Source organism: Streptomyces sp. NPDC050423 (assembly GCF_040655445.1).
Classification (GTDB): Bacteria; Actinomycetota; Actinomycetes; order Streptomycetales; family Streptomycetaceae; genus Streptomyces.
The window spans coordinates 1-8,361 of sequence record NZ_JBFAJY010000079.1 but is presented as its reverse complement, the minus strand read 5'-3'; the positions used below and the strand labels follow the sequence as shown (position 1 = coordinate 8,361).

General features: G+C 70.3%; 7 protein-coding genes and 1 pseudogene. 3 read left to right on the top strand and 5 right to left on the bottom strand.

The genetic code is table 11. The features are described from left to right. Positions 1-200: 200 nt before the first annotated feature. A complete protein-coding gene (locus tag AB0I52_RS32480; RefSeq protein WP_363078719.1) occupies positions 201-668 on the bottom strand; it encodes an RDD family protein in 468 nt (155 codons plus the stop codon). Positions 669-945: 277 nt separating this feature from the next. On the opposite strand from AB0I52_RS32480, the gene glnA reads away from it, so the two are divergent. After that, positions 946-2,355: a type I glutamate--ammonia ligase gene (gene glnA, locus AB0I52_RS32475; RefSeq protein WP_363078717.1), complete on the top strand. Its 1,410-nt coding sequence runs from the start codon at positions 946-948 to the stop codon at positions 2,353-2,355. A gap of 156 nt (positions 2,356-2,511) precedes the next feature. On the opposite strand, the gene AB0I52_RS32470 is transcribed toward glnA, so the two are convergent. Further along, a complete protein-coding gene (locus AB0I52_RS32470; RefSeq protein ID WP_363078715.1) occupies positions 2,512-3,960 on the bottom strand; it encodes an MFS transporter in 1,449 nt (482 codons plus the stop codon). Between the two features lie 353 nt (positions 3,961-4,313). On the opposite strand from AB0I52_RS32470, the gene AB0I52_RS32465 reads away from it, so the two are divergent. Then, the gene (locus AB0I52_RS32465; RefSeq protein WP_363078713.1) at positions 4,314-4,754 is read left to right on the top strand and encodes a hypothetical protein; all 441 of its coding nucleotides are present in this window, start codon (positions 4,314-4,316) and stop codon (positions 4,752-4,754) included. Between the two features lie 58 nt (positions 4,755-4,812). Here the strand turns inward: AB0I52_RS32465 and AB0I52_RS32460 are convergent, their stop codons facing one another. Beyond that, positions 4,813-5,082 (bottom strand): hypothetical protein, encoded by a 270-nt coding sequence (locus tag AB0I52_RS32460; RefSeq protein ID WP_363078711.1) that lies wholly within the window; start codon positions 5,080-5,082, stop codon positions 4,813-4,815. 129 nt (positions 5,083-5,211) lie between these two features. On the opposite strand from AB0I52_RS32460, the gene AB0I52_RS32455 reads away from it, so the two are divergent. Further along, positions 5,212-5,571 (top strand): arsenate reductase family protein, encoded by a 360-nt coding sequence (locus AB0I52_RS32455; protein ID WP_363078709.1) that lies wholly within the window; start codon positions 5,212-5,214, stop codon positions 5,569-5,571. Between the two features lie 66 nt (positions 5,572-5,637). On the opposite strand, the gene AB0I52_RS32450 is transcribed toward AB0I52_RS32455, so the two are convergent. After that, the gene (locus AB0I52_RS32450; RefSeq protein ID WP_363078707.1) at positions 5,638-6,546 is read right to left on the bottom strand and encodes a Gfo/Idh/MocA family oxidoreductase; all 909 of its coding nucleotides are present in this window, start codon (positions 6,544-6,546) and stop codon (positions 5,638-5,640) included. Between the two features lie 428 nt (positions 6,547-6,974). Further along, positions 6,975-8,144, bottom strand: a pseudogene (locus AB0I52_RS32445) (IS701 family transposase). Positions 8,145-8,361: the final 217 nt, after the last annotated feature.

The following is an 8,361-nucleotide window of genomic DNA, read 5'->3' as shown; positions in this document are numbered from 1 at the left end:
GCCAGCGCCTCGGCCGGACCGTCGGCGAACCGGGCGCCCCAGAGGCGTACGTCGCTGTTGCCGTTGCCGTTGCTCACTGCGTGTCCCGCCCTCTGCGTATGCCGCTCTTCTCGTATACCGCCTACCGCCTACCGCTCTTCGACGCGGCCGACGGATACGAACCCGCTCGGATACCGATCTGACTCGGATACGGATCCGGCTCAGATACGGATCTGAACGGCGCGGGCCAGCCGGTCGTGCAGGCCCCGGCCGTCACGGTCCCAGACCAGGGCCGGGATCACCAGGCACAGCAGCACGCTGCGCACCAGCACCCTCCCGAGACCCAGCTGTCCGCCGCCCTCGGCAACGACCCTGATGCCCAGGAGGCGCTTGCCGGGCGTGCAGCCGATGGTGCCGACGGTGAGCACGCTCAGTACGAGGAAGATCCCCACCGCCCAGTTGCCGGCCGCCTGCTGGTCACCGCGAGCGAACAGCCCGTATGCGATCAGCAGGCACAGGGCCCAGTCGATGAAGATCGCACCGAAGCGGCGGCCGAGCGGCGCGACGGCCCCCGGCCCCTGCTCGGGAAGCCCGAGCCGCTTGCCCCGGTACCCGAAGTCGGCGCCCATCTCCTCGGCTGCCGCACGCGGCCCGGAGAGCCACGATCCGATTGCTTGCCTATTGTCCACCCGACCACGGTACTGCGCCCGCCCGAGCGCTCTGCCGGGCGGGTGCAGCCGCCGCCTTCCGACACCGCCCGGAAACCGGTCCGGAACCCGCCCGGAACCGGTCGCCGTACGGCCACGAGGCGCCGCTCACACCCGGCCCGGTTAACTTCTGCGAAACAAATGGGTCATGCTTGGGAAATCCGGTCTGCCTATGGTCGGGTCCAGCGTGTGCCACCGCACTGGCCGCACAACGAGCTGCAACCCCGTCCCACTCCGGGCCGGGAGTAGGAGGAGTTGGATGTTCCAGAACGCCGACGACGTGAAGAAGTACATCGCCGACGAAGACGTCAAGTTCATCGACGTCCGGTTCTGCGACCTGCCCGGTGTGATGCAGCACTTCACCATCCCGGCGGCGGTCTTCGACCCGACCGAGGAGCTCGCCTTCGACGGCTCGTCGATCCGCGGCTTCCAGGCCATCCACGAGTCCGACATGGCGCTCCGCGCGGACCTGTCGACCGCCCGTGTCGACCCCTTCCGCCGCGACAAGACCGTCAACATCAACTTCTTCATCCACGACCCGATCACCGGCGAGCAGTACAGCCGTGACCCGCGGAACGTGGCCAGGAAGGCGGAGGCGTACCTGACCTCCACCGGTCTCGCGGACACCGCGTACTTCGGTCCCGAGGCCGAGTTCTACGTCTTCGACAACGTCCGTTTCCAGACGTCGGCGAACGAGAGCTTCTACCACATCGACTCCGAGGCGGGCGCCTGGAACACCGGGTCGGAGGAGAACAACCGCGGCTACAAGGTCCGCTACAAGGGCGGCTACTTCCCGACCCCGCCGGTCGACCACTTCGCCGACCTGCGTGCCGAGATCTCCCTGGAGCTGGACAAGAACGGTCTCCAGGTCGAGCGCCAGCACCACGAGGTCGGCACCGCCGGCCAGGCCGAGATCAACTACAAGTTCAACACGCTGCTCGCCGCGGCCGACGACCTGATGCTCTTCAAGTACATCGTGAAGAACGTCGCCTGGCGCAACGGCAAGACCGCGACCTTCATGCCGAAGCCGATCTTCGGCGACAACGGCTCGGGCATGCACGTCCACCAGTCCCTGTGGGCCGGCGGCGACCCCCTGTTCTACGACGAGCAGGGCTACGCGGGCCTCTCGGACATGGCGCGCTACTACATCGGCGGCATCCTGAAGCACGCCCCGTCGCTGCTGGCGTTCACCAACCCGACGGTGAACTCCTACCACCGCCTGGTCCCCGGCTTCGAGGCCCCGGTCAACATGGTGTACTCGCAGCGCAACCGCTCCGCCGCGATGCGCATCCCGATCACGGGCTCCAACCCGAAGGCCAAGCGCGTCGAGTTCCGCGCCCCGGACCCGTCGTCCAACCCGTACCTCGCCTTCTCGGCGCTCCTGATGGCCGGCCTGGACGGCGTGAAGAACAAGATCGAGCCGCCGGAGCCGATCGACAAGGACCTCTACGAGCTGGCTCCCGAGGAGCACGCCAACGTCCAGCAGGTCCCGACGTCCCTCCCGGCCGTCCTCGAAGCCCTTGAGGCGGACCACGAGTACCTCCTGGCCGGCGGCGTCTTCACGCCCGACCTGATCGAGACGTGGATCGACTTCAAGCGCACGAACGAGATCGCCCCGATCCAGCTGCGTCCGCACCCGCACGAGTTCGAGCTGTACTTCGACCTCTAAGCGACAGGGTCTGTCACCGGTTGGTTTCCGTGCCTTTGCGCACCGAGTGCGCACTGCGCGGCTGATTTGCTGACTTGGTGTCAGAGTTACCGGTAATGCCTGTGAGGGCCGCTCCCCGTAGCCGGGGAAGCGGCCCTCACAGGCATTCCGGCGTGCTCAGGCCGCCCCCGCCTTCGCGGGCCGCTCCTCGCCGTGAGGGGAATCCAGCGCGGGAGCGGTGCGCAGAGTGAGCAGTGACGCGAGTCCGCCGACGGCGGCGAGAGCCGCTGCGCCGAGGAAGGCGGCGGAGAAGCCGTTGGTGAGCGCGTCGGGGTTGCCGAGTTCGTTGGCGCCGTACCCCGCGGCCACGGCCGTCATCGCGGCCAGGCCGAGAGCGGAGCCGACCTGGTAGCTGGTGTTGACGATGCCGGAGGCCAGGCCGCCTTCTTCGGGGCGCGCGCTGGACAGTGCGGTGCCGAGGGAGGGTATGAAAGCCAGCGACATGCCGGCCGCGGCCAGCAGGGAGGCGGGCAGGACATCGACCCAGAAGGTGCCGTTCACCCGGGCGAAGGACAGCCACAACATGCCTGCCGCGAGGGACAGCAGGCCGATGACGATCAGAGGCCTGGTCCCGAAGCGGGTGATCAGGCGGGGCGCCAGCACGACCATCATGATCATGGTGGCGACCGTCATGGGCAGCAGGGCCGCGCCGGAGGCGAAGGCACCCAGTCCCAGCACCTGCTGGAGGTAGAGGTTGAGGAAGAACCACATCGGGATCCACGCGGCGGCCATCAGCAACTGCGCGATGTTCGCCCCGGCCAGGTTGCGGGCCCGCCAGATGCCCAGCCGCATCAGCGGCTCGCGGCGCTTGGACTGGATGGCGATGAAGGCCGCGATCAGGGCCAGGCCGGCCAGCAGCACGAGCCAGGTCCTGGCTGAGCCCCAGCCGGTTTCGGGGGCGCGGACGATGGCGTAGACGGCGGTGGCCAGTCCCACGGTGACGGTGGCCGCTCCCGCGAGATCTACAGCGCCGCGGCGAACCGGAGCCGAGGGCATGACGGCCGGGGTGAGGGCCAGCACGGCAAGGGCGATCGGGATGTTGACGTAGAACACCCAGGGCCAGCTGGCGTATTCGGTGATGACGCCGCCGAGGAAGACACCGGCGGTACCGCCCGCCGGAGCCGCCGCGCCGTAAAGAGCCAGTGCCTTGGTCAGCTCCTTGGGGCGGGCGCCGAAGAGCATCATCAGCAGGGTCAGGGCGGACGGGGCGATCAGCGCGGCGCCGACGCCCTGCAGCGCGCGGCCGGTCAGTTCGACCCAGACCTCGGAGGCGAGGCCGGCGACCAGGGACCCCGCGGCCAGAACGGTCCAGCCCGCGACGAAGATCCGCTTGGCGCCGAACAGGTCGGACAGCCGCCCGCCGAGCAGGAGGAGCCCGCCGAAGGCAATGACATAGGCGTTGAACACCCAGGACAGGTTCCCCTGGGAGAAGCCCAGGTCACCCTGCATCTCGGGAAGAGCCACCCCGATGATGGACGTGTCCATGATGACTGCGAACTGGGCCAGGGCGATGAGGACGAGCGCCGTCCAGCGGCGCCGACCGGGAGGGGCGTCCGGGATTGACACAGCAAGTTCTCCTATACCGATGGGGGGTATGTTTCCTTGGGTCGGGACTATACCCCCCACCCGTATCCAGTGGCTTCCCAAGGTCCCGAACTTTTCGGCGGCTCCTGCCGATCCGGGAGCACGCGCTCGAAACCGGCGGCCGGAGAACGCCGGCCTCCTGCTGTGGCTCCGGAGGCTCACCGCACTGCTGGGCGCGACGTCGCGGTCGCCGTGTACGCCCGAGGCCTGCTTCATGGGACGGCGTCGACCGTCACCACGACCGTGTCGAGCAAAGCGGCGCATGTGGTGCGGGCCGGACGGGTGAGGAAGGCGGCGGGGTCGCGGGGCGGGGCCGGACCGTGGAGGGTGGTGGCATGAGCGAGCAGCCGACCGACGACGGACCGGCCGGGCCGCAGCCCCCTCGGCGGCGGATCTGGCCGTGGGTGCTGCTGATGGTCGTCGTGCTCCTGGCGCTGGCCGCGGGCGCGGTCTCCGCGGTGCTGGCGCACGGGCTCTCCGAGCAGGGCTCGCAGAGACTGCGGGTCAGGTACGAGGTCACCGGCACCGCCAAGGACGTGACCCTCACCTACAGCACCTGGCGGGGCGAGGCCCTGTCGACCGGACGGCTGACCCTGCGGAGCCTGCCGTGGGCCGGGGAGCTGGAGACCAGGGGGTTCATGAACGGCGGCTCGTTCGCCGTCAGCCTCGGCAGGTCCGGCGGTGACGTCGCCTGTTCCGTGACGGTGGACGACATCACCCGGCGGACCGACCGGGCCTCCGGCGCCTTCGCCACCGCCACGTGCGACGGGTACTGAGACGCGGCCGCGCCCCCGGATCTCCCGGGGGCGCGGCGGTCGGACGGGTGGCCGGCGGTCAGCGGCCGTAGCGGATGAGTGCGCGGACCATGCGGCAGGTGGTGTCGGACGGCGGGTGGATGCCGAGCAGGTCGGCGGTCGTGCGTATCCGGGCGTTGCTCGCGCTCGACGGGTGGTGAACTCCCGTGTCGAGCAGGGCGATCGCCAGGCGCATCGCCTTCAGCCGGCGGTTGTGGGTGACGTACCACTCACGGGGGCGGCCGGCGGGGAGCGGCTTCTTCCTCAGGGGCTTGTGGAGCGGCTTGGTCGTGACTGCGGCAACGGCCATGGGCAACCTCCTGGCGCGGTGGCGGAACGCTGTGGAACGCTCACGAACTACCCCCATTTTACTGCCCCGCACTGACAATCGCCCCTGGCCAGAGGGGTTTTCGCGGGTCCATCGCGTACCGTTGGCCCCATGGAGATCTGGATCAATCCTGCCTGTTCCAAGTGCCGCAGCGCGGTGCGGCTGCTCGACGCGGAGGGCGCCGATTACACGGTCCGCCGCTACTTGGAGGACGTGCCGTCACCGGACGAGATCCGGGCCGTGCTCGACCGGCTCGGGCTGGAGCCGTGGGACATCACACGGACGCAGGAGGCGGACGCGAAGGAACTGGGGCTCAAGGAGTGGCCGCGCGAGGCGGATGCGCGGGAGCGGTGGATCACCGCGCTCGCCGCGCACCCGAAGCTGATCCAGCGGCCCATCATCACGGCCGAGGACGGCACGGCCGTGGTCGCGCGCACGGACGAGGCGGTACGGGACGCCATGGGGCGCTGAGCCCCGGCGCCCGGGGTCAGGAGGGGTCCGGGGCTCAGCGACCGGCCGGGCCCCGCCGTCCGCGTCCTACTCCCCCGCCTGCGCCTCGGCCTCCGCGAGCAGTTCCGTCAGCCGGAGTCCGAACCGTACGTCGCAGGGGTGCGCCACCCCTGTACGCACCGACTCGATCAGCGCGTCCACCGCCGCCCGGAAGGCACCGACGGCGCCGTCCCAGCGGGGCAGCCCCACGGTGCCGTGCTCGCCCCTGAGTTCGACCTCCACCCCGGCCGCCGCCACCGGGGCGGCCAGCGTGAGCGTCACCGTGCTGGAGGCTCCGGAGGCGTGGCGGAGGATGAGGTGGTGGGTGTCGGCGGGGCCGCGGGCCGCGGTCAGCCGGGTCACGTCGCCGAGCACCGGGATGAGGACGGAGAGCGCGTGCGGGCCGACGTCCCAGAGTCCGCCCTTCTCGTGGCGCCAGGGGGACGCGGCGAACTCGCTGTTCACGCCGGGTGCCCAGAGGGCGCCGATCCAGTGGGCGTGCGCGGTGAACCAGCCGCCCAGCGCCTCCTGTTCGGCGATCCACACGGAGGTCTCCGGGGCGAACCGCAGCGTGCAGAAGACGACGGAGGCGACCCGGGCCGCCTCCGCGGCCTCGGCCACCTCGCGGGCAGCCGCGACGCTCGTGGCCACCGGCTTGTCCATCAGCAGGTGGCAGCCGGCCGCCGCGGCGCGGGCGGCGAGCGGGGCCTGGACGTCCGGCGGCAGGGCGAACGCGACGGCGTCGCTCACGGCGAAGAGCTCGTCGAGGCCCGCGTCACCGGTGTACGCGGTGGCGCCATGGGCGGCGGCCAGCTCCCGCGCGGCCTCGGCCCGGCGGCCCCACACCCCGCTCAGCACGGCGCCGGGGTGCTCGGCGAGGGCGGGGGCCTGGGTGATGCGGGCCCAGGGGCCGGTACCGGCCAGGCCGATACGCAGGGGGGCCACGGGTGTCGTCATGGGACAAGTGTGCCCGGTGCGCCGCCGTGGCCGTTCGAATCGGGCGATGGAGGGTGCGGGCGGGCGTTCCACTCAATAGCAGCTCACACCCTGTATACGAGGCGAACGGTTTAGGGCCTGTATTGGGTTGTCACGCGGAAGGAGGAGCGGGGCTGGGTGCGTGCGATCGCAAGGCGCCGGAGCGCCCTTGTAGCGGAGCTACCAGGGCGTTTCGGCAACGCTGCGAGCGTGCGTGCCCAGCCCCGTGACGCCGCGGGACAACCCAATACAGGCCCTAGTAGGGCTTGGTCAGGTTGGTGTGACGGTTGGTATGTCGCGGTGGCAGGTGGGGCAGGCGCCGGTCCAGGCCGCGAGGAGTAGTTGCAGCTCGCGGACGACTCGGTAGAGGCTCAGGCCGATGCCGTCTCTTTTGGGGATCGGCTCAGTCGCTACAGGGTGCAGAAGGCGTGGGCGACCGAGACGAGGGTGACGTGGTGGTGCCGGCCTGGCCAGGTTCGGCCTTCGAAGTGGGCCAGGCCCAGGGCTTGTTTCATCTCGCGGTAGTCGTTCTCGATGCGCCGGCGGAGCTTCGCGGTGCGCACGAGGACAGGCAGCGGGGTGGTCTCGGGCAGGTTGGAGAGCCAGAACTGAACGGGCTCGTCCTGGTCGGCGGGCCATTCGGGCGGCAGCCAGCGGACCGGGAGCTCGGCGGTGGCCGTGGCTTTGCGGATCTCACGTCCGGCGGGCCGGATCCGCAGGGCCACGAAGCGCGAGTACATGCGCTTGAATCCGCTGCGGCCGGTGCCCGGCCGCGATCCTTCCCTCCACTGCACTGGCCGCGCGGAGGATCTGCCGGCCTCGATGACCAGGCTCTTCACCTGCTGGGCCGGCTCGGGGTAGGCCGGAACCGGATGTGGGCCGCGGCCGGAGTAGGCCGCGGTGCATGGCTGTGCGTCTTCGGGTTGCGCGGTGGTCGTGGTCGAGATGCCCACCACGTAGTCGAGTTCGCGTTCTTCCAGGCCGAGCCGGAAGGCAGCGGTGTCCCCCGTAGCCGCCGTCGGCGATGACCTGGGGCACCTCGATGCCCCAGGACCGCGTCTCGTCGATCATGTCGAGGGCCAGCTGCCACTTCTCGACCTGGCCCACCTCGGCGGGGATGGCGCACTTGTCACGGCGGGCCACCTTGGCCCGGTCGGCCTTGAGCGAGGCGGGATCCCAGCTCCCGGGCAGGAACAGGCGCCAGTTCACGGCCGCGGAGGCGCCGTTGGAAGCAAGGTGCAAGGAGACCCCGGCCTGGCAGTTGGTGACCTTGCCCGCGGTGCCGGTGTACTGCCGGGTCACACACGCCGACGCGTCCCCGTCCTTGAGGAACCCGGTGTCGTCGATGATCAACGCCGTGGGCTTGACGACCGGCTGCATGCGCCATGCCAGACGGGCCCGCACATGCGCCGCATCCCACGGGCTGGAGGTGACGAAGTGGGCCGGCGCCTGCCGGTTCCCGTCCTCGCCCAGGCGGGCGGCCATCGGCTCCACCGACTTGCGCCCGCCGTCCAACAGTAGGCCCCGCAGATAGACCCCGCCCCCCGTCGCTGATCCGCCCGCGCGAACGGCTCGAACATCTCCGCCGCGAAGTCCTCCGGATCACACCGGACCGCAGCCAACTCCTCACTCAGCAGACCCAGTCAACGACACGACCGATCAAGAAGACACGCCACCACAGACCGCACATGACCAAGCCCTACTAGGGCGTGTTTCGAAAGTAGCGCCGTCCGCCCGAAGGGCGGGCCCGGCGGTGTCTGGTGCGTGCGATCGCAAGGCGGAGGGTCGCCCCGATAC